Below are 21,666 nucleotides of genomic sequence, written 5' to 3' on the forward strand. Positions count from 1 at the left end.
ATTAACTTTATTTCTTCTTTTTCGTTAAAGGTGTTAAAAACCGAGTCGGATATGCTTTTTTTCCTCTTCGATTCTGGGGAACTGAAATTAGCAGTTCATGTTTTGCACGAGTCATTGCTACATAAAAGAGTCTTCTTTCTTCTTCAAGTGCAGTAAAATCACCATTCCTACTGCTATCTAATGCATAATCATGCGGTAGACTGCCGTCTACTGACCCAATGATATACACATTTTTATACTCCAAACCCTTTGCACGGTGAATGGTACTTAGGCTGATCGCTTCAGAAAAATGCTTGCTTAAATTTTTAATTTCTTTATTCATCGCTGACATATGTTCTGCATGTGACAATAAAGCTTGAATACTATCAAAGCTTTTTGCTGCAACTTTTAAGTCTTTTAAATCATCAGAGCCTTTATCTTGTTGATTCGATTCATTACCTCTTTTTTTCAAAAAGTCGAGGAAACCTAATTCCTTTTCAATGGTTTCAATGGCCTTAAGGGGAAAGGAATATTTTAATGAACGGATAAGTTGTACGGCTTTCTTTACTTTCTTTTCTTGAAAAGCATGTTTTGTTTTTACATATGAAAGCGCCTCAAGGTAGGTACAATCTTTTAGAATGCTTTCAGCCTTTAAATCTTTTAGTACCGTCTGCTTTAAAAATAAAATAGGTAAAATATCAGATAAAGCCTGATGATCATCCTCATGTTTGCTTATTTTTAGAAACGAAAGAACACTTTTTACAATACGTCGTTCATAAAATGCTTCTGAATCTATATCAATTTTAAAAGGCAGGTTTGAACTTGCTAATCGCTCAAATATTGCCCGTGAACTAGCATTCGTCCGATATAATACCGCAAAATCAGATGGATTTGCACCTTGGACAATTTTTTCTTGGATATCGGTTACAATCAAGGTTGCTTCCTCCTCCTCATCATAGGGAAAGAAAAGAATAGGAGGTGTTTTTGATTCAAATTGTGCGTGCATTTTTTTGCTTCTTCTAATTTTGTTTTTTGAAATCATTTCATTGGCCACTGAGACAATTTCATGTGATGAACGATAATTTTGTTCGAGTGAAACCATCTTTGCGTATGGAAAATCCTTTTCAAATTCCAGCAAATAGCGTGGATCACTGCCTCGAAAAGAATAAATCGCTTGATCATCATCCCCAACTGCACAGACATTTTTATGTTTGCCAGAGAGTAGTTTGATCAGCTCATACTGCACTTTGTTAATATCTTGAAATTCATCAATAAGAAAATAATGAAAGCGATTTTGATATAGTTCGAGCAGAGTTGGGGTAGAAATCAGTAGCTGATAGCAGCCAATCAACATATCGTCAAAATCAAAAAGACCTTGTTGGTTTTTATATTCCTCATATTTTTTATAAAGGAAAGCAGCTTTTTCTTCCCAATCAGATGCAGGTTTTACTTCATGTGGAAAAAGTAACGAGTTCTTCCAAAAGCCAATTTGCTGAAGAGCTAAATCATAGGCAAATTCTTTTTCAGATAACTCGAGTTCCTTTCCTGCTTCTTTTAAAATCTTATCGCGTTGCCAATCCTTTTTCAAAAGACGATCCGAGGACCAATTTCTCCCCTCATGGAACATAAGAATTCGATAAAAAATGCTATGGAAGGTGCCTGTCACCACCTTGTTTATTTGATCCTTTTTCATCTCGGGATAGGAAAGCAAACGATTTTTCATTTCACCTGCAGCTTTTGATGTAAAGGTGACGAGCATGACTGTGCGAGGATCAATTTTTTTTACATCGAGCATATAGGCTGTCCTTGCAGTTAGTACTCTTGTTTTACCACTTCCAGCACCCGCTAGGACTAATAGTGAGCCTTCCGTTTCGACAACAGCGGCTGCCTGACTTTTATCTAGAATGACGCCATTTGCTGCCAGCTTCCCTAAATAGGAGTCTTGTTCAAGATGGTTAGTACGTTCAGTTTTTTTAAATGAAGTAGGGCATTCTAACGTTTTTGCTGGGCGAAATAAACTAGTGCTTTTGGGTGTATTGATCAGTGTTCTTCCTTGGGGAATACGAAATCCATTTCGCTCAACAAAAACAGGTTCAATGTTTTCAATAACTGGTTCCGGGCATGATTTATCCGGAGAATTTATATGATAGAAATGTGGTGTTTCTTGAATTCCAAGTAATAAACGCACTTTTTCTTTGCAAATCGGGCAAGTTAACTCTCCATTTTTACCCTGCATATATATTCGTTGATATTGTTCTCTCGCTACTTGATCGAGAATTACCCTTTGATTTTGATTCATAGCAGATTTCATTTTTTAGCCTCTTTTTTCAAAAAATACGACAAACTACATCATAACAAAATTGGTGCAAATCGAAAAGTGCCCGATCGTTCAAGGAAATACAAAAAGCACTTGCCTCACGAAGGCAAGTGCTTGGATTTAAATATTTTTTATCATAGTTTTATGAGGAATGCCTGCATCTAAAAATTCCTCCGAAACGACCTCATACCCAAGACGAGCGTAAAATGGAATGGCATGAGTCTGAGCATTTAACTTTAATTTATGTAGCCCTTTTGCTAAGGCATAAGCCTCAATTTCCTCCATCAATGCTTTACCAGAACCAGTTTTTCTAGCTTCTTTTAACACACAAATTCGTTCTACTTTCCCATATCCATCAACAATTCGAAAGCGGCCTGCAGCAATTGGTCTGCCTTCCAAGTAGGCTGCAAAATGGGTAGCTTCATTCTCTAACTCATCAATTTCTTCTTCTTCAGGGACATTTTGTTCATCGATGAAAACCGTTCTTCTAACAGAAAAGGCATCTTGTAATTCTTTTTCATTTTCTACAATTTTTACATTCACAATCCATTATTCCTTCCCGAGGCGAAATGTTTCATATACCGTCCAAGAACCATTATCTAATTGATACAGTAAATGGAAGCGGTCAATCGTTTCTTCATGGTCAAATCTTTTCATCCGCAACGAGCCGTAAACATCAGAATGCTCATCACTGGATAGTTTTTGACCAATCGTTATATGTGGAACAAAGGCATAATCTAAACTTTGCTCACTAATTTCTTGGTTAATTTCATTATGCAATTTATTTAATTCTTTAGTAGGTTCAATTTTAAAGTAAATAACATTATTTACTGGCTGGAAAGAACTGATTTTCAATGTTTTTAACCGGAATTCATTATTATTTTTTGCTATTTGCCTTAATTTATCTGCAAAATTTACTACTTCCTCTTCGTTGGCTTCAAATCCATTTTTCAACGTTAGATGTGGAGTAATAAGCGAATAATGCGGGTCATACCGTTTTCGAAAAGAATTTGCTAAATCTTGTAGTTTTTTTGATGGAAAAATGACAACCCCAAATTTCATAGATCTTACCTCCATTTTTCTAAAATTTTCATGTATGAGGTGAGTGCTTTCGATGATCTTCATGATATTATAACAAATATTCAAAAAATATGAAATGATAGTTAAAACAGCATCTTTAGTGCTCTTTTTAAATCGGGTTGCCAATGGGTCCAAGTATGGCCGCCGTTGAATTCATCATAGAAATATGTAAAGGATTTGTTTGTAATGATTTCTGAAAGCTTGCGGTTTGGCTTTAGGAAGTCGCTTATTTTGCCGCTAGTGGTTTGGACTTCTGTTTCTTGGTTTCCAACGATATGATATATTTCTAAAAGATCTGGTTCTGTAAAGCTTTCGACCAATCCAATTACCTTTTCATCAACATATGGTGATTGCAGCAGCACTTTTCCAAAGCTGTGCGGATATTGGAGTGCAGTCATTAACGATATGGTTGCTCCCAGTGAGTCACCGATTAGCGCTCTTGTAGAGCCCATGTGATAGGTTGGAAACTCATTATCTAGGAACGGTACTAATTCATGTGCTAAAAAGCGAATGTATGGTTGATGTTGATCACCATCAGGGTGGTATTTCCTGCGGCGATCCGCTACGTCCTTATAGGGTATCCCAACAATGATTAAATTTTCAATTTTTCGTTCATAAAGGTACTCATCTGCTAAACGGCCAATTCTACCAAGTTGAAAATAATCGCGGCCATCCTGGGCAATTAACAGTGAATATTTGAATAATGGTGAGAAATTTGCTGGTAAATAGACAAGAAGAAGCACTTCTTCCCCTAGTTCACTGCTCTGTATAGTAAGTTCTTTTATCGTGCCTTTTGGTATCTCCATGTGAAAATTCCCCCAATGTTAGTTGGATACAACTGCATTTTATCATAACTGTAATGGAATTGCTCAATTGGAAAGGGGAGCATAGTAGAAGGTGATTTAATGAAGGAATTGGTCCTTTAAACGGTTATTTGGCATAATGGATAAGATATTTTCCCGGCGAAAGGTACGAATCTGTTTTCGGAGCAGACAATAAGCACGAATGTACTCATCATTGACTTCTTTCACAAGTAATTTGCGCTGTGAAATATGCTGGTCTTCCGATAGGTAAATCATCTCTAACGGAAAATTCTCTCCAATTGAACGTAATAAAAGCCCATCCATGTAAATCCCGCCTTTCTTTATCATATTATCATTATATCCGAACGTTTGTTCTTTATTCAATTTATTTAAGAATGTGCGTTCTTTTTTAAAACTATTGACTTTTTTTAATTTTTTACTATAATTATATTTGTAGCTTAATTCGACTTGTTAGCTCAGTGGGAGAGCACTTCCTTGACAGGGAAGGGGTCGTGGGTTCGAATCCCTCACAGGTCATTAAATTAAAAAATCCTAACATCTAAATGATGTTAGGATTTTTTCTTTATTAAAGGGTCAGTCTCCTTAGGGGGCTGACCCTTTCTACGTCTCTAGCCCTAATTGAAAATCAAGCTCAGGCTCAATTATATGAAGCTTAGAAAAAAGGTAAGATGATATCAAGAAAGACAAAGGAGGAAAACAAAATGAAAAAATTTGGTTTAGTTTTAGCAGGAGGAATTGCAGCCATCATCTTACTTTCTTCAATCGGTCCGATGATGGGGTTATTGGTAAGTCTGGCGCTTCTATATTTCATCTATAAACAGTTCTTAAAGGCAGAATCAACCGGAGGAAAAATTGCGCTTGGTATTATCGGAGTTATTTTTCTAATGGCATCTATTTCTAATGCACCTGCCATCATTGGCGTCGCTGCAGCCTATATTCTGTACCTTGTTTATAAAAACTGGGGTGCCAGTAAACACACTGTAATCAAAGAAGAATCTGATCCATTTGTCAATTTTGAAAAGCAATGGAATGAACTAAAAAACTATTAATTTAAGGAGAGAGAATAAAATGACAAACCTTTTCACAAGAATTAAAAATACAGTAACTGCTGACTTAAACGAGGCACTTGATAAAAAAGAAAAACAAAATCCAATTTCAATGCTTAATCAATACCTGCGCCAATGCGAACAGGAAACAGAAAAAGTTGCAAAGTTCTTGGAGCGTCAATCTGCACTTAAGGATGAGTTTACAAAAGAGCTGTATCATGCAGAGCTGTTCGCTGAAAAAAGGAAATATCAAGCTGAAATTGCTTTAAAAGCTGGTGAAACAGAGCTTTATCAATTTGCCTCAGAGGAGCAGCAACTATATTCTAATCGCGCCGAGAGATTAAGAGCATCTCTCGAGCAAGTAAAAGGGCAGCTAGGTGAACTAGAAAGAAAGCATGTAGAAATGAACAACAAACTAAAAGATATGCAGCTTCGCCGGATGGAGCTGATGGGACGTGAAAACGTAACAAGAGCCAACCATCGAATCAATCAAGTATTAGAGTCTAACACTTACTCTGATAAATCAATCTCACGTTTCGAAGAAATTGAAAATTATATCGACCGTCTTGAGAACCAAGTAAATCGTTCGTATAATCAAACAACGATTGACGCACGTATTGAACAATTAGAAAAAGAAATGAAAAATTCTATTCAGAACTAAAAAACAACGCATGGGTGAGAATGTATCCATGCGTTGTTTTTTTTACTTTTGTTTGTTTATCCAATTTATAAAATTATCCATCACAGTATCGATGAACTGAACGGTTGGCTCATGAACCAGTTTTCCAGATTCGTCGAGCTTTTCATGAACTGCACCAATAAATACTTCATTTCCTGGTAAAGTTAGCGCAGATATACCAGGAGAATTTAAAATCTGTCGTAAGTGCATTTGTGCACGTGCGGTTCCTAATACCCCTGGGGAACTGCCGACAATCATGACAGGTTTGTTCACCATTACTTTATCAACACGAGAAAACCAATCAATTGCATTTTTTAAAAAAGCAGGAATAGAGTGGTTGTACTCAGGTGTAACAAATAGAACACCGTCACTTTCAGCCACCTTTTGCTTAATCTCCGTTACGATTTCTGGCGGTGTCAGCTCATCATCTTGATTATACATCGGTAGTTTTTCAATAGGCAAAATTTCAATCTCTGCGGTCATCTGATACCGATTTTGCATATAGAAAGCTAATTTTTTATTAAATGATTCCTTCCGGTTACTACCAACAAGTACTACGATCTTCATGCATATCTCTCCTTTCAAGTCAGTATTAATAGTATCACTATCATGATTGAAATTCATTTTAAAAGAACTTTTTTTATTATTGTTTGCTAAAATTAAGACAGACATGGATAAGGGGGAAAATAATTGGAAAAGTATACGTTTGTTAAGGGATATCGAGAGAACGAACCATTAAGGGATAGTTTTAATCAACTGGCTACTAAGACTTTTGGTATAGATTTTGAAATATGGTACCGAAATGGTTTTTGGACAGACAAGTACCAGCCCTATTCATTTACCGATAATGGGAAAATAGTAGCGAATGTTTCGGTAAACATTTTAAATTTAGTCATTAATAATGAAGAGAAACAAGCCGTTCAAATCGGGACAGTGATGACACATCCTGACTATCGCAATCAAGGGTTAGCCAAACAATTAATGGACAAGGTGTTAAAGGATTATTCGAATGTTGATTTGATCTATTTATTTGCGAATGATTCTGTTTTGGACTTTTATCCAAAGTTTGGTTTTGAATCTGTTGAGGAAATTCAATTTTCGATGGATTATGGCCATGTACCATCGAATCAAGTAAGGGTAAGAAAATTAGATGGAAGAAAACCAGATGATTTAGCGTTTATCAATAATTTGGCAGCTAGAAGGCATCCTATTTCAAGGATTTTTGGTACTACAAGCACTGAAGAGCTCCTAATGTTTTATTGCGTAATGGTTTTTAGTCAAGATCTATATTACTTAGAGGAAGAACAAGCACTAGTAATCTATCAGATTGACGAAAATGTTTTACATCTATACGATCTCGTCAGTATGGAAAAAGTTAAAGTTTTAGATATTTTAAGCAAGATTTCCAATGAAAATATCAATCAAATTGTCTTTCATTTTACTCCTGATGAAAATGAACTTGAGCTGGAAAAACAGTCATACCATTCAGATACAGTCCTGTTCGTTAAGAATATAACAAGGGCAGTGTTGCCCCTGGAGTTTAAACATCCTATTACTTCTCAAGCGTAAAGTAGGAGTAAAGTTATTGGTAAAGTATTGGTGCAAGCGGAGTCTTCTGACCAACTGCAGACGGGGGGAAACAGGCAGCTAAATTACTAAATAATATGCATAAGTTGTATTTGGGCTTCTTCCTGCCAACAAGGCATCCAAATTAGATCCAATCGAATCATTAAGATATGAATAGATTACTAGGGGATGAAATATTATTTTTCATCTTTCTTTTTCGCGTGTTATTATTTGAATATTCTGTAATAAAATTTTATAATAGTTTAAAACTAACAATGTTTAGTTAAATGATAGGAAAAAGGGAGACGAGCTGAGTATGGAAAACGTGAGTGTAGAGAGTAAAGGTTATTTTGGCGAGTTTGGCGGAAGTTTTGTCCCTCCAGAGCTTCAGCAAGTACTAGATGAGATGGAAAAACAATTTTTAAAGTATAAAGAGGATCCTGATTTTATCGAGGAATTCAACTATTATCTAAAGGAATATGTTGGACGTGAAAATCCGTTAACATTTGCTGAAAATTTAACAAAACAACTAGGCGGTGCGAAAATCTATCTAAAGCGGGAGGATCTAAATCATACTGGTGCCCACAAAATAAATAATGCGATTGGACAAATATTATTAGCAAAACGAATGGGTGCAAAACGAATTATTGCCGAAACAGGCGCGGGTCAGCATGGTGTTGCAACGGCATCTGCCTGTGCCATGTTTGGGATGGAATGTATAATTTATATGGGTAAGCTAGATACAGAGCGTCAGGCACTAAACGTCTTTAGAATGGAATTGTTGGGGGCAAAGGTTATCCCTGTTGAGAAAGGCCAGGGTCGGTTAAAAGATGCAGTTGACGAAGCATTAGCAGACTTAGTACAAAACTATCAGAACACCTTCTATCTTTTAGGGTCAGCTGTTGGACCGCATCCATATCCATCTATGGTTAAATACTTTCAATCGATCATCAGTGAAGAATCGAAACGTCAAATTATCGAAAAAGAGGGAAGGCTGCCAACTGCAGTAATTGCCTGTGCCGGTGGCGGTAGTAATGCAATTGGTGCTTTTGCCCACTATATTGACGAAAAATATGTACGTTTAATTGGCGTAGAGCCTGAAGAAGCAGCGACCTTAACAAAAGGGACGCCAGCCATTATCCACGGTTTTAAATGCTTAACATTATTAGATGAATATGGTAATCCGCAGCCAACCTATTCGATTGCAGCTGGTTTGGACTATCCTGGCGTCGGACCAGAACATAGCCATTTGAAAACAGTTGGAAGAGCTGAATATGTAACCGTTACTAGTCAGGAGGCATTAGAGGCATTTCTCCATCTAAGTAAAACAGAGGGGATCATTCCAGCTTTAGAGAGTTCCCATGCTGTAGCATATGCTATTAAACTAGCAAAGGAATTACCACATGATGATGTTTTGATCGTAAACCTATCAGGTCGCGGTGATAAGGATGTAGAGCAAGTATTTAAGATGTTGAAGAAATAAGCAAGATGAAAGGGACGTTTCGGCCAACGATTCGTCTTTTTGTTTTTTAAACGAACTTTACCAGAATAATCTTGTAAATCCCAGGAAATAGTGAGAATCTTGATTATATAAAATACTCCAACGGGAGTGACGCAGATGATCAAGAAAAAAATTCGCCATATCCAACGCTATCGTGACATCGTATATACGTTTACAAAGTACGGATTTGGCTTTGTTATGAAAGAATTAGGGTTACTAGATATTTTATCAATTCCGAAGCGGGTATTTGTTGAAGGAAACAAATCACTCAACTCAAGATCAACAGGTGAAAGGATAAGAATGTTTCTCGAGGAACTTGGACCTACCTTTGTAAAAATAGGTCAAATTGCCAGTACAAGGCCCGATATTATACCTGCAGATATCCTTAAAGAGCTGGTGAAACTTCAGGATCGTGTTCCTCTTTTCTCATTTGGAGAAGTTAAAAGAATAGTAGAGGAAGAATTGGCTGATTCTCTCGAAAACTCCTTTGCTGAATTTTGTGAAATACCTTTAGCGGCAGCTTCGATTGGACAAGTTCACTATGCTGTTTTGCTTACAGGAGAGCGTGCTGCCGTTAAGATTCAACGACCAAATATTATGAGTGTGATTGAAACCGATTTAGAAATTCTGCAGGATCTAGCCAGACTCGCAGAGAGTAGGATTGATTGGGTAGAAAGGTACCAAATTCGGACGATTGTCGAAGAACTATCCAGGTCACTGCGTGAAGAATTGGATTATGAAAATGAAGGTAGAAATGCTGAAAAGATAGCCAAACAATTCGATAATGATCCAAAGATTCATATTCCAAAGGTATATTGGGAATTCACAACCAAAAAGGTATTAACGATGGAATTTATTGATGGAACTAAATTAAATGAAATAGAAAAGCTACATCAACAAGGATATGACACGAAAGTTTTAGGTGAAAAAGTAGTCTATGCTATTTTTCATCAAATTCTACTAGATGGATTTTTCCATGGTGATCCCCATCCTGGTAATATCGTTGCACTGCCGGGACAGGTTATAGCCTTTATGGATTTTGGGATGGTGGGAAGGATTACGCCTGAAATGAGATCACATATGGCCTCTTTCGTCATTGCGTTAATGCGTAAAAACACTGCAGAAGTAGTGAAGGCTATTACGAGTATGGGGCTTGTACCTGATGATGTAAATGTGAAACAGTTGCATTCAGATATCGATAATCTTCGTGAAAAGTATCTCGATGTACCCTTTAGTCAGATGAGTATCGGAACCGCTGTGAATGAACTTTTTTCTGTTGCGTATCGACATAGGATTACCATCCCAACAGATTTAACGATATTAGGAAAAACACTGCTGACTTTGGAGGGAACAGTAGAAAGGTTAAATCATGAGATTAGTATATTAGCTGTGGCTGAACCATTTGGGCGGCAATTACTAATGGAGCGCTTTAAGCCAAAAAATGTGGCAGAGTTCGCTTGGTCAAACTTTACGGAATATGGGGATATTCTTCAGGAATTTCCGAAAACAATTAAAGATTTTACATCGGTTATGAAAAAAGGCAAGATGCAGATTGAACTATCAACTCCTGAAATCGAACCTGTTTTAAAAAGACTGAATCAGATAAGTAACAGGCTGTCCTTCAGTATTGTCCTGCTGTCTTTTAGTATTATTTTGGTAGGAATTATCATTGGTGCCTCCTTATCAGGACATACCTCCAAACTTCTAACAAGTTTACCAGTGATCGAAATAGGTTTTGGAATTGCTGCCATTATGTTCCTCTTGCTCATTTTTTCTATTTTTAAATCCGGGAGATCTTGAACCTCAAATGCAAATGGAATAAAGCAAAGTAAAAGTTTTAGATCGCAAAACAATGCCCATTCATTAAGAGTGGGCATTGTTTTTATCGTGTATTTCAAACGCTCTGCCATAGACCGAATCATTGCTTCAGTTACATAAAATATCTTAACCTGCTTTTTTATGCTTAAGTAAAAATCCCCTTAAAACCTCGTTAAAGGCTTCTTTTGCCTCGAGCTTAGCAACGTGTCCTGTATTTCTAAATATGACAAATTCAGAGTGTTTAATCTGTTTATGCATGAATAACTGGATCCAAACAGGTATAACGGTATCGTATTGACCGCCAATAATGATGGTCGGGACTTTTATCTTTGGGAGCAGGTATAAATTATTTATCTCAAGGCATGCTTGCATGGATGTAAGGTAATATTTCCGGTTGGGCTGATAAAATTTATAGAAGTTCTCAAAGTTTTCTTCAGTCCATGAATAAAGACAAGCTCGTGCAGCTATATTTTTTTGTTCCTCAATGGAAAGGTTTTTTGAACGAGCCTTTTTCAATAGTAAAAATAACTCTCTGAAACATCTAGGTGCATAGTGAAGGGTACTTACGAGCATAAGGGACCGGCACATTCCTGGTTCTTGACGATATATTTCTTGTGCAACCATTCCGCCCATTGATAACCCGCATATGTGAGCGTTGTTAATTCCAAGCGCCTTTAACAAACAAATTACATCACGCGCAAAATTGGCAATGGAGATTTCCCCAGTTGTAATAAACTCACCATGGCCCCGTAAATCTGGAATAATCAGGTCATATTGTTCTGCAAATTCAAACTGGTTGGACCAACCTTCCTTTATTTCACCAAGACCATGAATAAAAACCAATGGTTCACCTGCACCCATACGCAAATATGGTATACCAGAGAATAACTTGCCCAAATAAACTACCTCCTTTGGTTAGTCATATTACATCTTTTTTGCCATAAACAGGTAAAATATTGTAATTAACATATTATACAAAACATCTTTACTTAATAGTACCAATAGGTGTAATTCACATATATGTAAAAGTAAAGAGGACAATCAAATGACGAATGTCCATTATACTTGCTATCCTTCTATCCCACTGTCATCACTGCCTCGGCCTCTACCCTTATCATCATCAGTTTCTACCTTGTAAAAAGTTTGACCATGCTCTGTTTCTACCTCGATTTCTTGACCTTTTTTGATTTCAGGAAAGCTTTGTGTATAAAAATTTATCATGGAAGATTTGTCAGCGTTATTGATGGAATCCTCTTGACGTGTATCGTTCTTCTATTCGTTATAATAAAGACAAAAACCTTTCGAACATATGATCATTCATAAAAGTAAATTTTTCAAAAAATATTACATTTCTGTGAACGAAAAACGATTCTCAATCGTAAAAGAAAAGGATGAAGGTTTTTGAAGGGGGAAAAATTTTGACCACTATCATTGAAGTCAATCAGGTAAGCAAACATTTTAATAATCGAGAAATATTAAAGGATGTTTCTTTTGCCATAAAAGAAGGAAGTATTAATGGACTGCTTGGTCCTAATGGTGCAGGTAAAACGACGATCATACGTTTATTAAATGGGGTCATTGACGCAACAAGTGGAATGATGAGCGTGATGGGTTTTGATCCAAGCACACAAGGGGATGAAATTAGAAGCAGAGCAGGAATTGTCACGGAGAGTGCAAGTCTCTACCATGATATGACGGCATGGGACAATCTGGTTTTCTTTTCTAAAATATACGGTAAATACGACCCCAGGAAAATTACATACTTACTACAGCAGTTTGATATGCTGGCATATAAAGATCAACTCGTAGGGAGCTTTTCTACAGGAATGAAAAAAAGAATATCACTTGCAAAAGCTTTATTGCATAGTCCAAGTCTTTTGTTTTTAGATGAACCGACCAATGGCTTAGATCCAGAGGGGATTAAAGAAGTGATTCATTATTTAAATAAAGTGAATCAAGAAGAAGGGGTAACAATCTTGATTTGTTCTCATGTGCTCCACCAGCTTGAATCTATATGTGATGCTTTTTTGTTCCTTAACGAAGGCAGAATCGTAGAAAAAGGAGCTAAGAAGGAATTAGAAAATAAATACCTAAAAGAAATTCATTTTTTAGTAGAAACGGGGCTCAATCCAGTTAATAGCCAAAACTACAAGGGGTATTCCTATACAAGAAAAGGCCCTAATCAATTAGAATTTCTCTTGGCCTCAAAGGACGAAATTACTCCTTTATTAACGAAAATTATAAGTGAGACATGGGTTCATAGCAGTGAAATAACCAATAGAAGTCTCGAGGCGATTTACTTTAATATAAGGGGAGGAAGAGGGCAATGAATAAAAATATAATCTTAACCATTGCGCGAAAAGATATGAAAGCAACCTTCTCCTCCAAAAAGGTTTGGGTGCCAATGATCATTGTTGCCTTACTATTGTGTATTGTGGTGCCAGCTGGTATTGCCTATTTCGGAATCCATTTTGATTTAGTAGGAACTTCTTCAAAAGATATAGAAAAACCCATCAATGCATTTATTAAAGACTTTCCAAGTGAAGATATGAGAAATACATTAATAACTTTACCTTCACTCGGGTATAAATTTGTCTATTTTTTCTTAACTTTTATGATGATTCCCTTTTTCTTAATGGTCGCGATTATTAATTCGATGGTCACTTCTTCGAATAGTTTTGTTGGTGAAAAGGAACGAAATACATTAGAAACTTTGTTATTTGCGCCCATTTCAATAAAAGATTTATTTCTCGGTAAAGTACTTGCCTCACTGTTACCAACCTTAGCAATTTCATTTGCAGCTTTTCTGATAAATTTTATACTAGTAAATGTAATCACTTATCCATACTTTAAGGTTATCCTCTATTTAAACTCTACTTGGATGATATTAATGTTTTGGGTAATCCCATTATTAGTCATGGTTAATATTATTTTGAATGTGTTGATTTCCGCAAAAGTAAAAACGTTCCAAGAAGCACAGCAATTTGGCGGATTACTTGTATTACCTATCGTTGGAATTATTATTTCACAGGTTAGCGGGCTGTTCTTCTTAAGCTCACTATCATTATTCCTAATTGGTGTCGGTTTACTCATCGCCAACTTATTCCTAATTAAACTGGTAACAAAATTCAACAACCGAAACACACTATTCCAAAGCCAAATTCATTAAAACAAAAATATTTTAATTATAATAAATAAAATATTTGAATTTTTAGAAAACTACAAGTATAATAAGAAAAAGGTCAAGGAGTTGATTTCCATGGAAAAGAGATTATTAAATTCACCACAACAGACAGATGAAAACAACGATTCTGCAATTGCTGAAATGTTCTTAAACCACGCCCTGATTGAATTTAGAAGAGAAGTCCTCCGTAAGGAAATCGACCTCTCCTTACAAGAAAGAAATAAGGAAGCTTTCCTTCAGTTGTCAGAGGAACTAAAGAAAATCTCATAAGAAAATGTTACTAAACAGACTGCATTTTAATATTGGAAGCCCATTTCTCACTAGAAAGGGCTTCTTTTGTTTTTAAAGTTATTTCTGTTTTTCACCTTTTTTATTATTCATTAATAAGAAGGTAAAAGGCTGCAGGATATTTGTCTTTGTTAATATATAGTCCCAATTTGTACACCCCTTATATCATGAATGTATTATTTTATGCTTGAATTGTAAAATATGGGTAAATTTTATTAAAAAACAGGGAAAATGTGTTTCGATGAGGAATAAAGATAGTAAATTATAATATATGAGCATAGAGAGAAGTCTTGTTTACAGGTACGTCTAAAGTCTTAGTGGAAAATAATTCTAGAGATTGTTTATGTCTAGTAGACATGTACGGTATGATATTAATAGAAAATAATATAATCAAGGGATAATGAGAATAAAATCCCTTCCTATAGAAAAATGAAGGGGGAATATAGGATGAGGAAGGTTTACGTACTTCTTACTGATACTGGGACGGTTTTAACAAAAATGATTAAACTTTATACAAAGAAGCCGCATAATCATGCCTCTATTGCACTTGATGATCAATTATGGGATGTCTATAGTTTTGGGAGAAAAAGGCCGCGCAATCCTTTCCTAGCTGGCTTTGTGCGAGAAAATATTCGTGGTGGAATATTTCGGAATGCAGATTGTGCTATTTATTGTTGCACCATCTCTGAAAAACAATATGATGCCATTTACCGAAAGATTAATGAAATCGAAAAAAATAAAAGCGACTATCGCTACAATCTATTAGGCTTATTCGCTGTTATGTTCAACTGGGAGTTAGATCGAAAAAATGCATTCTTTTGTTCCCATTTCGTTGCGGCTCTTCTTGAGGAATCAGGAGTAAAAATTAATAAGCAAAAGCCGCTATCGCTTGTTACCCCAGATGATATTAAAGATTCAGCTTCGTTAGAATTAGTATATGAAGGGAACCTATCATCCTATTTTTCTGAGGAAAATGAGCATACCATTAACGAATTAGCTAACCCAGCATATTATCACGATTTTAGTACGGATAGAGTGGAAGTTATCTGAATTTATTCTTCTATAAAAGCACTTATAATCATATAAATTATAAAAAAGACCTTCAACCACTTGAAGGTCTTTTACATTTTAAAACGAAAGAGGGATACCAAATGCCTAGTGAACAGCAACAAATAGAATTAGCGATCCCTGTAAATGTGATTTGGGACTTCATCAGGGATGCAAATAATTGGGCGCCGCTGGTACCAGGTTATATCCAACATGAGCAAATAAATGATCGTCTAATAACATGGGAATTTAAGGGTGACCTTGGCATTATGAAAAAAAAGATAAGCTTAGTTATTGATATTAAAGAGTGGAATGAACCAACTAGGGTAAGCTTCGAATTAAAACGAACAAATGAAAAGTATATTGGTGAAGGCTATTTTGAAGCTCAAGCACTTAATAAGAATAAAACGAGGATTGTAGGATTTCTCGAAATCAATGCAAGTGGTGCACTAGGCTCAATAGCAAATTCCCTTTTTAAAAATGCTATTCAGATTTCAACAGAAGAAGTGGCTGGGGTGATTTCAACAAAACTTGAAGAATTTAACAAAAAGTAAAGATTCATAGTGGCAATTCGGAAAATTTCCGGATTGTTTTTTTTTTAATAATTTAAAAAACTTTTACTATACACTTAAAGATATGTTATATTAATAAATAAAAAATTTAGTTAATTGACTAGTACAGGGAAGGTGAAAGCATGAATACAGAATTGAAAGTAAACGACAGCAGTCTTCCACTACGGCAGGACGTTAAATTACTGGGACAAATTCTTGGTGAAATCCTTGTAAGTCATGGTGGGACAGAACTATTAGATAAAGTAGAAAAAATTCGACTCATGTGTAAAACACTAAGAACCTATTTTGATCATGAAATTTATACTGAATTAAAACAAGAGATTGCACACTTGAGCAGCCCAATGAGAAAACAGGTTATTCGAGCATTTTCAATGTATTTTCATTTGATCAACATAGCCGAACAAAATCATCGTATTCGCAGAAGAAGACACTATCAACTTGAAGACGATACAATTGTTCAACCCGATTCCATCGAGAGCGCTATTCTTTTTCTAAAGGATAACAATATTAGTGAAGAGATGATTCAAGATGTCTTAAATAAATTGTCACTTGAACTGGTCATTACGGCACATCCTACAGAGGCACAAAAGCGTTCAATTCTAGAAATACAACAGCGTATTGCGGGTATATTAAAAAATCTTGATCATCCTTTATTGACAAAAAGGGAACGTAGCAAGCTAGAAGAAAGTTTATTTAATGAGGTAACGATTCTGTGGCAGACAGACGAACTTCGTCACAATAAACCAACAGTTTTGGATGAGGTCCGCAACGGACTTTATTATTTTGACCAAACTCTTTTTGAGGTTCTTCCAGAAATTCATCGTGAAGTAGAAAATTGCCTCGAAAAGAATTATTCCACTTATAAATGGGACGTTCCTAATTTTCTTCGCTTCGGTTCATGGATTGGGGGGGACCGGGATGGTAATCCAAATGTAACCCCTGACATTACCTGGGAGACACTGCGTAAGCAGCGTAAGCTTGTTTTAAAGAAATATAAAAATGTTCTAATCGATCTTATGAAACGCTACAGCCATTCTACAACTAGAGTAGAAGTAAGCCAAGAATTAATTCATACCCTAGAGGAAGAAGAGGACAGATTCCTGCCCGACCACTATAAATGGCCAGTTAAATCAGAGGTGTATCGTCGTAAATTTGCTATAATTATTGAACGATTAAAGCAAGTTGGTAAATCTGATTTAGGTTATCGTTCTGCGGAAGAATTATTAGAAGATTTATTCTTAGTCAAAAATAGTTTAAACAATCATCATCCTGCTGCACATGAATTAAAATCCATTCAAAAATTAATTCGCCAAGTTCAGCTTTTCGGATTTCATTTGGCAACACTTGACATCCGGAATCACAGTGGTGAGCATGAGGCGGCGATAACAGAAATTCTAAGAAAAGTGCGTATTTGCGAGGATTATGCTCAGCTTTCTGAAGAAGCTAAAATTAAAATATTAGAAGGTATTTTAAAAGACCCGCGTTCGCTTCTTCTATCAAACGAAGATTATACACCAGATACTCAACAAATGATTCAGGTATTCCAAATGATAAGAAATGCTCAAAAGGAATTTGGTTTAAGGTCTATTTCTGTTTATCTGGTCAGTATGACAAAATCGCCGAGTGACCTGTTAGAAGTTCTTGTTTTGGCGAAAGAGGCTGGAATTTATCGACTGCATGCAGATGGAACCGTGGAAAGCCAATTAAATGTGGCTCCATTACTTGAAACCATTGATGATTTATCTGCTGGCCCAAAGATTATGGAAACATTGTTTCAAATGCCTGTGTATCGTAATCATTTGCAAGTGATGAATGACCAGCAGGAAATTATGCTTGGCTATTCAGATGGGAGCAAAGATGGTGGGACGTTAACAGCTAATTGGAAGCTATATAAAGCACAACTTGAAATTCACGAAATGGCAAGCAGGTATAAAATCGGCTTAAAATTTTTCCATGGTCGAGGTGGATCTTTGGGTCGTGGCGGTGGTCCTTTAAACAAGAGCCTACTATCACAACCGGCAGAAACAATTGGAGATGGAGTGAAGATTACCGAGCAGGGCGAAGTGCTATCATCAAGGTATTTACTTGAGGACATCGCTTATCGGAGCTTAGAACAGGCAACGTCAACTCTCATGCTGGCAGCTGCACATGTATCAAAAGAGGCAGAGCATGGAAGTTTGCGGGATGAATCATGGGAGTCAGCCATTGAAGAGATTTCCAGTGTTGCTCTCAAGAAATATCAATCACTGGTTTTTGAGGATTCAGGCTTTTTAACCTATTTTAATGAAGCTACCCCACTAAGAGAACTTGGTGACTTAAACATCGGATCAAGACCAATGAGTCGAAAAAACCGCGGTCGATTTGAGGACTTACGAGCTATTCCATGGGTATTTGCATGGACACAAAGCAGGCAGCTTCTTCCAGCTTGGTATGCAGCAGGGACTGGATTAGAAAGCTTTGCTTCACAAAGTGAGAAAAATTTACAGCAATTAAAGCAGATGTATGAAAAATGGCCATTTTTCCGTTCAACGGTAGATAATCTCCAAATGGCATTGATGAAAGCTGATATCACAACCGCAAAAGAATATGTAACACTAGTGGAAGACCAGGAAATTGCAGAGCGGATTTTTTCAAATATCCTTGAAGAATATGAAAGAACGAAAGAAATTCTCCTTAAAATAACCGGAGATAAAGAGTTGTTGGATCACACGCCGAATATTAAAGACTCAGTCCATCGTCGAAATCCTTATGTTGATCCTTTAAACTTTTTGCAGGTTGAATTAATTAAGCAATTAAGAAATCAGGACGAGCCAACGGAAGAGTTAATAACTGAGGTACTTCTTACAATTAGTGGAATCTCAGCTGGTCTACGTAATACAGGTTGATTTAAATGAAAACCGCACTCAGCCCTTCAAGGGAGGTGCGGTTTTTTGTGTAAAGGTTCAATGAGTTTTTGAACAATTTGTGAAATATTAAAAAATGAATGAATATTCATTCGTTTTTTGGCGAGATTCGACAAACTTCTCGATATTCACCATGATATATTTTATCCAGAATAGTTTAAAAGTGATCATTATTTAGTTTTAAAGAACTTGGAGGGATACGAAATGGCAGTTGAAGAAAAAATTGTCCAGGGGAAACATCAAGTTGCAGCAATGATTGATATTTTAGCAAGAAATGGGGCAAAGGCATTAGCAGAATTTCGCTGTTACAATCAGGAAATGGTTGATGAAATCGTCAAGCAGATGGCCTATACTGCCCTTGATCATCACAAAGACTTGGCAAAGTTGGCAGTTGAAGAAACAAGAAGAGGCGTATATGAAGATAAGGTATTTAAAAATATGTTTGCTACTGAGTTTATTTATAACAATATTAGAGAGTTAAAGACAGTTGGAGTTATAAATGAAAATGAACATGAGGGAATGGTAGAGATCGCTGAGCCAGTGGGTGTCATAGCTGGTATTATTCCGATCACGAATCCAACTTCCACAGTCATTTTTAAAGCGTTAATTTCACTTAAAACAAGAAATCCGATAATCTTTGCATTTCCAAAATATGCGCAAAAATGCTGTGTCGAAACAGCAAGACTTTTGAAGGAAGCTGCCATGAAGGCAGGAGCACCAGAGAATTGTATCCAATGGATTGAGATTCCCTCTCATGAAGCCTTTCAAACCTTAATGAAACATCCAAAGGTATCACTTATTCTGGCTACCGGTGGACCTAATTTGGTGAAAGCAGCGTATAGCTCTGGAAAACCTGCACTTGGTGTTGGAGCAGGAAATGTTCCTTGTTATATAGAGAAAAGTGCAAATATTAAGCGGGCAGTAAATGACATCATTCTATCGAAAACATTCGACAATGGGATGATCTGTGCATCTGAACAAGCACTAATAATCGACAATGAAATCTATGATGAAGTGAAACGAGAATTGATTGATAATAATTGTTATTTCTTAAATAAAGAAGAAAAACAGCTGATTGAAAAGGCAGTAATAGACGAAAAAAGCGCTTCTTTAAATCCTCTAATAGTTGGATTGCCAGCATTTATGATTGCAAAAATGGCAGGAGTCAATGTACCTGTAAATACCAAAATATTAATAGCAGAATTAACAGGAGTAGGTCCTAAATTTCCTCTTTCCTGTGAAAAATTGAGTCCTATTCTTGCTTGCTACAAGGCATATAGCTTAGCAGAAGGTCTGCTTATCGCTGAAGAAACTCTGGAGTATGGCGGGCTTGGACATTCTGCAGCTATTCATACCTCTGACCAAAATGTGATTGATACGTTTGCTCTTCGAATGAAAGCTGGGAGAATTATGGTTAATACACCATCAACTCATGGGGCAATCGGTGATATCTATAATACATCTTTACCGTCACTTACAATTGGGTGCGGAACATATGGAGGGAACTCAGTGTCACAGAATGTAGGAGCGGCAAACTTGATTAATATTAAGAAAGTTGCAAAAAGGAGAAATATGACCCAATGGTTTAAGGTTCCATCACAAATATTTTTTGAAAGAAACTCCATCCAAGTACTGGCGTCGATTCCAAGAATTTCTAAAGTTATGATTGTTACCAGTGGTAGTCAAGTGAAGAATGGCTCTGTTGATAAAGTCATTTATCAATTAGAAAAGAATCCTGGAAACATAAAATACGCAGTTTTTCATGATATTGAACCTGAACCTGGCATGGAAACTGTCAAGAACGGTGCAGAAAGGATGAGGAAATTTGAGCCTGATTGTCTTATTGCTTTAGGAGGCGGGTCTGTAATGGATGCTGCAAAAGCAATGTGGCTTTTTTATGAACATCCAGATGCTGATTTTAATAGCTTAAAGCAAAAATTCTTCGATCCTAGCAAGCGAGTGGTTAAATTTCCTTCTCTTCGTGAAAAGGCAATTTTTATTGCTATTCCAACCACTTCTGGCACTGGGTCTGAAGTAACTTCTTTCTCGGTTATTTCGGATGAAAAGTCGAATATCAAATATCCACTCGCTGACTTTCAATTAACACCAGACTTGGCAATTGTTGACCCACAGTTTGTTATGACAGTTCCTAAGCATGTAACAGCAGATACAGGGATGGATGTTTTAACACATGCCATTGAGGCATATGTTTCAGTGCTGGCTAATGACTTTACAGATGGATTAGCCTTGAAGGCGATACAATTAGTATTTGAGTACTTGCCAAGGGCATATCGTGATGGAACGGATGAACTAGCCCGTGAAAAAATGCACAATGCGTCAACTATAGCAGGGATGGCCTTTGCGAATTCATTCTTAGGTATTAACCATAGTCTTGCTCATGCACTGGGGGCTGAGTTTACTATCGCCCATGGCCGTGCGAATGCCATTTTGTTACCTCACGTTATTCGTTACAATGCAGCAAAGCCAAATAAATTTATGACCTATCCAAAATATGAACACTTTATTGCTGATCAACGTTATGCTGAGATTGCCAAACTGCTTGGACTTCCTGCAGAGACAACAACAGAGGGAGTAAATAGTTTAATTGGAGCCATAATCAAGTTGGCCAAGGAAATAGAAGTGCCAATGAGTATCGAAGAAATGGGAGTAAGCAAGAGTGAGTTTGAGAGAAAGGTAAATAAATTAGCTGAACATGCTTTTGATGACCAAGATACGATTGCAAATCCAAAGCAGCCACTCGTCTCAGAATTAGCGCAAATCTATCATCAAGCATATAAAGGTGAATGATAAATTCGAAATTTATGTGAACAAAAGGTATATTTCCGACAATAATCATCATTC

At 36.5% G+C, this 21,666-nt stretch carries 20 protein-coding genes and 1 tRNA gene; 13 read left to right on the forward strand and 8 right to left on the reverse strand.

Annotated elements, in window-relative coordinates; all coding sequences use genetic code 11:
* Nucleotides 1–7: 7 nt before the first annotated feature.
* The 5 genes from BLR86_RS16330 to BLR86_RS16350 form a co-directional block, all read right to left on the reverse strand.
* Complete coding sequence (locus tag BLR86_RS16330) at nucleotides 8–2,290, reverse strand: UvrD-helicase domain-containing protein (protein ID WP_090763533.1); 2,283 nt, start codon at nucleotides 2,288–2,290, stop codon at nucleotides 8–10.
* A gap of 126 nt (nucleotides 2,291–2,416) precedes the next feature.
* The gene (locus tag BLR86_RS16335) at nucleotides 2,417–2,839 is read right to left on the reverse strand and encodes a GNAT family N-acetyltransferase (protein WP_090763536.1); all 423 of its coding nucleotides are present in this window, start codon (nucleotides 2,837–2,839) and stop codon (nucleotides 2,417–2,419) included.
* A gap of 6 nt (nucleotides 2,840–2,845) precedes the next feature.
* Nucleotides 2,846–3,358: a YjcG family protein gene (locus tag BLR86_RS16340; RefSeq protein ID WP_090763539.1), complete on the reverse strand. Its 513-nt coding sequence runs from the start codon at nucleotides 3,356–3,358 to the stop codon at nucleotides 2,846–2,848.
* Nucleotides 3,359–3,459: 101 nt separating this feature from the next.
* A complete protein-coding gene (locus BLR86_RS16345) occupies nucleotides 3,460–4,182 on the reverse strand; it encodes an alpha/beta hydrolase (RefSeq protein WP_090763543.1) in 723 nt (240 codons plus the stop codon).
* A gap of 96 nt (nucleotides 4,183–4,278) precedes the next feature.
* Nucleotides 4,279–4,503 carry a hypothetical protein gene (locus BLR86_RS16350; protein WP_090763546.1) on the reverse strand — a complete coding sequence of 75 codons (225 nt, stop codon included), beginning with the start codon at nucleotides 4,501–4,503 and terminating at the stop codon, nucleotides 4,279–4,281.
* Nucleotides 4,504–4,644: 141 nt separating this feature from the next.
* Between BLR86_RS16350 and BLR86_RS16355 the strand changes: the two genes are divergently transcribed.
* The 3 genes from BLR86_RS16355 to BLR86_RS16365 all read left to right on the forward strand — a co-directional run bounded on the left by BLR86_RS16355 (nucleotide 4,645) and on the right by BLR86_RS16365 (nucleotide 5,907).
* Nucleotides 4,645–4,716: transfer RNA gene (locus BLR86_RS16355), tRNA-Val, on the forward strand.
* A 185-nt stretch (nucleotides 4,717–4,901) separates the two neighbouring features.
* Nucleotides 4,902–5,249, forward strand: a complete 348-nt coding sequence (locus tag BLR86_RS16360; RefSeq protein ID WP_090763549.1) for a lmo0954 family membrane protein — start codon at nucleotides 4,902–4,904, stop codon at nucleotides 5,247–5,249.
* Nucleotides 5,250–5,268: 19 nt separating this feature from the next.
* Nucleotides 5,269–5,907, forward strand: coding sequence for a PspA/IM30 family protein (locus BLR86_RS16365; RefSeq protein ID WP_090763552.1), 639 nt, complete (start codon nucleotides 5,269–5,271; stop codon nucleotides 5,905–5,907).
* A gap of 42 nt (nucleotides 5,908–5,949) precedes the next feature.
* Here the strand turns inward: BLR86_RS16365 and BLR86_RS16370 are convergent, their stop codons facing one another.
* Nucleotides 5,950–6,492, reverse strand: coding sequence for an NADPH-dependent FMN reductase (locus BLR86_RS16370; RefSeq protein WP_090763555.1), 543 nt, complete (start codon nucleotides 6,490–6,492; stop codon nucleotides 5,950–5,952).
* A gap of 123 nt (nucleotides 6,493–6,615) precedes the next feature.
* On the opposite strand from BLR86_RS16370, the gene BLR86_RS16375 reads away from it, so the two are divergent.
* From BLR86_RS16375 to BLR86_RS16385, 3 genes are all read left to right on the forward strand, one after another.
* A complete protein-coding gene (locus BLR86_RS16375) occupies nucleotides 6,616–7,494 on the forward strand; it encodes a GNAT family N-acetyltransferase (protein ID WP_090763558.1) in 879 nt (292 codons plus the stop codon).
* A 313-nt stretch (nucleotides 7,495–7,807) separates the two neighbouring features.
* On the forward strand, nucleotides 7,808–8,974 hold the full coding sequence (trpB, locus tag BLR86_RS16380; RefSeq protein ID WP_090763561.1) for a tryptophan synthase subunit beta: 1,167 nt from the start codon (nucleotides 7,808–7,810) through the stop codon (nucleotides 8,972–8,974).
* Nucleotides 8,975–9,109: 135 nt separating this feature from the next.
* On the forward strand, nucleotides 9,110–10,792 hold the full coding sequence (locus BLR86_RS16385) for an ABC1 kinase family protein (RefSeq protein ID WP_090763564.1): 1,683 nt from the start codon (nucleotides 9,110–9,112) through the stop codon (nucleotides 10,790–10,792).
* 144 nt (nucleotides 10,793–10,936) lie between these two features.
* Here the strand turns inward: BLR86_RS16385 and BLR86_RS16390 are convergent, their stop codons facing one another.
* Both BLR86_RS16390 and BLR86_RS26160 read right to left on the reverse strand, forming a co-directional pair.
* Nucleotides 10,937–11,707 (reverse strand): alpha/beta fold hydrolase, encoded by a 771-nt coding sequence (locus tag BLR86_RS16390; protein WP_090763567.1) that lies wholly within the window; start codon nucleotides 11,705–11,707, stop codon nucleotides 10,937–10,939.
* Nucleotides 11,708–11,878: 171 nt separating this feature from the next.
* Nucleotides 11,879–12,031 carry a hypothetical protein gene (locus BLR86_RS26160; protein ID WP_175492924.1) on the reverse strand — a complete coding sequence of 51 codons (153 nt, stop codon included), beginning with the start codon at nucleotides 12,029–12,031 and terminating at the stop codon, nucleotides 11,879–11,881.
* Nucleotides 12,032–12,228: 197 nt separating this feature from the next.
* On the opposite strand from BLR86_RS26160, the gene BLR86_RS16395 reads away from it, so the two are divergent.
* The 7 genes from BLR86_RS16395 to adhE all read left to right on the forward strand — a co-directional run bounded on the left by BLR86_RS16395 (nucleotide 12,229) and on the right by adhE (nucleotide 21,612).
* Nucleotides 12,229–13,140: an ABC transporter ATP-binding protein gene (locus BLR86_RS16395; protein ID WP_175492925.1), complete on the forward strand. Its 912-nt coding sequence runs from the start codon at nucleotides 12,229–12,231 to the stop codon at nucleotides 13,138–13,140.
* Nucleotides 13,137–13,979, forward strand: a complete 843-nt coding sequence (locus tag BLR86_RS16400) for an ABC transporter permease subunit (protein WP_090763573.1) — start codon at nucleotides 13,137–13,139, stop codon at nucleotides 13,977–13,979. Before BLR86_RS16395 ends, BLR86_RS16400 begins: the two co-directional genes overlap by 4 nt.
* Nucleotides 13,980–14,069: 90 nt before the next feature.
* Nucleotides 14,070–14,264 carry an IDEAL domain-containing protein gene (locus BLR86_RS16405; protein ID WP_090763575.1) on the forward strand — a complete coding sequence of 65 codons (195 nt, stop codon included), beginning with the start codon at nucleotides 14,070–14,072 and terminating at the stop codon, nucleotides 14,262–14,264.
* A 465-nt stretch (nucleotides 14,265–14,729) separates the two neighbouring features.
* Nucleotides 14,730–15,332, forward strand: a complete 603-nt coding sequence (locus BLR86_RS16410; RefSeq protein WP_175492926.1) for a hypothetical protein — start codon at nucleotides 14,730–14,732, stop codon at nucleotides 15,330–15,332.
* Nucleotides 15,333–15,433: 101 nt separating this feature from the next.
* Nucleotides 15,434–15,883 (forward strand): SRPBCC family protein, encoded by a 450-nt coding sequence (locus BLR86_RS16415; RefSeq protein WP_090763580.1) that lies wholly within the window; start codon nucleotides 15,434–15,436, stop codon nucleotides 15,881–15,883.
* Between the two features lie 140 nt (nucleotides 15,884–16,023).
* Nucleotides 16,024–18,786, forward strand: a complete 2,763-nt coding sequence (ppc, locus tag BLR86_RS16420) for a phosphoenolpyruvate carboxylase (protein ID WP_090763583.1) — start codon at nucleotides 16,024–16,026, stop codon at nucleotides 18,784–18,786.
* A 222-nt stretch (nucleotides 18,787–19,008) separates the two neighbouring features.
* A complete protein-coding gene (gene adhE, locus BLR86_RS16425) occupies nucleotides 19,009–21,612 on the forward strand; it encodes a bifunctional acetaldehyde-CoA/alcohol dehydrogenase (protein WP_090763586.1) in 2,604 nt (867 codons plus the stop codon).
* The last annotated feature ends 54 nt before the right edge of the window (nucleotides 21,613–21,666 follow it).

It is taken from the genome of Bacillus sp. OK048 (assembly GCF_900103525.1).
Classification (GTDB): domain Bacteria; phylum Bacillota; class Bacilli; order Bacillales; family Cytobacillaceae; genus Neobacillus.

What these genes read in the sequence shown, in the direction of transcription:
- ppc (WP_090763583.1), top strand. Translation starts at nt 16,024, where the DNA reads ATGAATACAGAATTGAAAGTAAACGACAGCAGTCTTCCACTACGGCAG.
- BLR86_RS16330 (WP_090763533.1), bottom strand. Translation starts at nt 2,290, where the DNA reads ATGAAATCTGCTATGAATCAAAATCAAAGGGTAATTCTCGATCAAGTA.
- BLR86_RS16405 (WP_090763575.1), top strand. Translation starts at nt 14,070, where the DNA reads ATGGAAAAGAGATTATTAAATTCACCACAACAGACAGATGAAAACAAC.
- BLR86_RS16340 (WP_090763539.1), bottom strand. Translation starts at nt 3,358, where the DNA reads ATGAAATTTGGGGTTGTCATTTTTCCATCAAAAAAACTACAAGATTTA.
- BLR86_RS16415 (WP_090763580.1), top strand. Translation starts at nt 15,434, where the DNA reads ATGCCTAGTGAACAGCAACAAATAGAATTAGCGATCCCTGTAAATGTG.
- trpB (WP_090763561.1), top strand. Translation starts at nt 7,808, where the DNA reads ATGGAAAACGTGAGTGTAGAGAGTAAAGGTTATTTTGGCGAGTTTGGC.
- BLR86_RS16370 (WP_090763555.1), bottom strand. Translation starts at nt 6,492, where the DNA reads ATGAAGATCGTAGTACTTGTTGGTAGTAACCGGAAGGAATCATTTAAT.
- BLR86_RS16400 (WP_090763573.1), top strand. Translation starts at nt 13,137, where the DNA reads ATGAATAAAAATATAATCTTAACCATTGCGCGAAAAGATATGAAAGCA.
- BLR86_RS16410 (WP_175492926.1), top strand. Translation starts at nt 14,730, where the DNA reads ATGAGGAAGGTTTACGTACTTCTTACTGATACTGGGACGGTTTTAACA.
- BLR86_RS16350 (WP_090763546.1), bottom strand. Translation starts at nt 4,503, where the DNA reads ATGGATGGGCTTTTATTACGTTCAATTGGAGAGAATTTTCCGTTAGAG.
- BLR86_RS16385 (WP_090763564.1), top strand. Translation starts at nt 9,110, where the DNA reads ATGATCAAGAAAAAAATTCGCCATATCCAACGCTATCGTGACATCGTA.
- BLR86_RS16365 (WP_090763552.1), top strand. Translation starts at nt 5,269, where the DNA reads ATGACAAACCTTTTCACAAGAATTAAAAATACAGTAACTGCTGACTTA.
- BLR86_RS16360 (WP_090763549.1), top strand. Translation starts at nt 4,902, where the DNA reads ATGAAAAAATTTGGTTTAGTTTTAGCAGGAGGAATTGCAGCCATCATC.
- BLR86_RS16345 (WP_090763543.1), bottom strand. Translation starts at nt 4,182, where the DNA reads ATGGAGATACCAAAAGGCACGATAAAAGAACTTACTATACAGAGCAGT.
- BLR86_RS26160 (WP_175492924.1), bottom strand. Translation starts at nt 12,031, where the DNA reads ATGATAAATTTTTATACACAAAGCTTTCCTGAAATCAAAAAAGGTCAA.
- adhE (WP_090763586.1), top strand. Translation starts at nt 19,009, where the DNA reads ATGGCAGTTGAAGAAAAAATTGTCCAGGGGAAACATCAAGTTGCAGCA.